This is a genomic window from Bacillus sp. JJ1533 (assembly GCF_036965045.1).
Classification (GTDB): Bacteria; Bacillota; Bacilli; order Bacillales; family Bacillaceae_L; genus Ferdinandcohnia.
In genome coordinates this window covers 1-1,702 of sequence record NZ_JBALOV010000048.1, presented here as the reverse complement: position 1 = coordinate 1,702, position 1,702 = coordinate 1, and the positions used below count along the sequence as shown (strand labels likewise).

The 1,702-nt window shown below is 37.5% G+C and carries 1 protein-coding gene; it reads left to right on the top strand.

Going from position 1 to position 1,702, the window contains the following annotated elements; genetic code table 11:
* The first annotated feature begins 20 nt into the window (after window positions 1–20).
* Window positions 21–1,295, top strand: a complete 1,275-nt coding sequence (locus V7138_RS23075; protein WP_335402105.1) for an IS110 family transposase — start codon at window positions 21–23, stop codon at window positions 1,293–1,295.
* The last annotated feature ends 407 nt before the right edge of the window (window positions 1,296–1,702 follow it).

The window sequence follows — 1,702 nt, the reverse complement described above, 5'->3', positions numbered from 1 at the left end:
CTTAAGGAGGAAGCCCTATTATGAATTTTAAAATGCAAGACAAACAAAATCAACTAATAGAAAGAATTTCCGATAAACATTTAATCGTCGGTGTGGATATTGCTCAACAATTTCACGTTGCACGAGCTATAAATTACCGCGGAATTATAGTCGGAGATCCCCTTACATTTGAAAATAGTGAAGTAGGTTTTAAAAGTTTATTAAGTTGGATTCAAAGTTTACAAGAAATTAAGAATTTAAATGCAGCCATTGTAGGTATGGAACCAACAGGTCACTATTGGAAGAATATTTCGAAATGGCTTGATGAACAAAAGATTGAGGTAGTAACAGTAAATCCCCATCTAGTTAAAAGGAACAAGGAGAATCGCGATAATACTCAATCAAAGAGTGATAAGAAAGATGCCTTAGTAATCGCTGATATGGTTAAAAACGGCTATTATTCATTTATCAGTCCATCCTCAGAGTCCTTCGAAAAACTCAGAGTATTAATCTCAAATCGCGATGTTATTGTAAAACGGCTTGTAAGCTCAGCAAATCAGATTCATAGATGGGTAGATATTGTCTTCCCAGAACTCAGACAAGTGTTTAAAGATATAACGTGTAAAGGGGCAATCGCAACCCTTCGATTATTTCCAACTCCTGCTGAAATAGCTTCACTGGAGCCCCTAGATGTCATGAAGGGATGGAAGTCATTAATGCAGCGACAACCAGGTCCTAAAAAAGCTCAATTACTGATTCAACTAGCAAAATCATCGATAGGAACAGCTCAAGCACTAGATGCATATAAATTTCATTTAGAACAATTACTAGAAGAATACGACCTTACTATAAACCAACTCGAAAGAGTTGAACAACAAATCAAAGAAGAGCTTTATAAAATCCCTTTCGCACAGAAACTCCTTATGATTAAGGGGATAAGTGAAATCTCATTGGCTGGTATTTTAGGAGAAGCAGGAGACTTAAGTGGATTTTCTCATGGTAATTCTTTATTACGACATGCAGGACTTCATTTAGCTGAAGCAAGTTCCGGAAAATGGAAAGGACAGATTGTAGTCTCAAAACGGGGTCGATCTAGGCTACGGCGTTTCCTTTACCTAGCTACGATGAGCCTAGTGATGAACAACGATGAATTTAAAGCACTTCACGCACATAATGTGAAAGTCAAAAAGATGAAGAAAATGAAGTCTATTATGAAGTTAATCGGTAAATTAGCAAGAATTTTTGTAGGAATAGCTAAGCGTAATGAGGAATACAGTCCTAATAAATTGAAAGAAACAATCCCTTTAGCAGCTTAAGAATAAAAACTTTTAGACTTACACAAAAGTAGTAATTTTAATTTTGAATGTTGTCTTATTCGTAGGAATTCAAATATGTACGGAGTACCAGGTTTCTTCAACAAAAGGGCAATGTGACCCATCAGTTTAGCATAACTGGCCTCCACCCCTTGGATAGGCATGACGAAGGAATGAGAGGGCGTTTGACCCGTTGAGACATGGGAGGGAAAGCCTCCAGGGGCGGCGTGGAGATGTACATTATATGGTAATATATGGAGTGCTAGCTAACTCCTTTATTTAACTATGCCTTCACGAAGCCAAAATGATCCGAACTCGTTTCTATTGCCCGTAAATCCGTTTTAAGGGTTATGAAATCCTGCGAATAAGTGAGCATTCGAGAGATATTCGTATCAAACTGAGGGAGTTGA

Bases quoted from the DNA above. Each gene is read 5' to 3' on its own strand.
- V7138_RS23075 (WP_335402105.1), top strand. From the start codon at position 21: ATGAATTTTAAAATGCAAGACAAACAAAATCAACTAATAGAAAGAATT.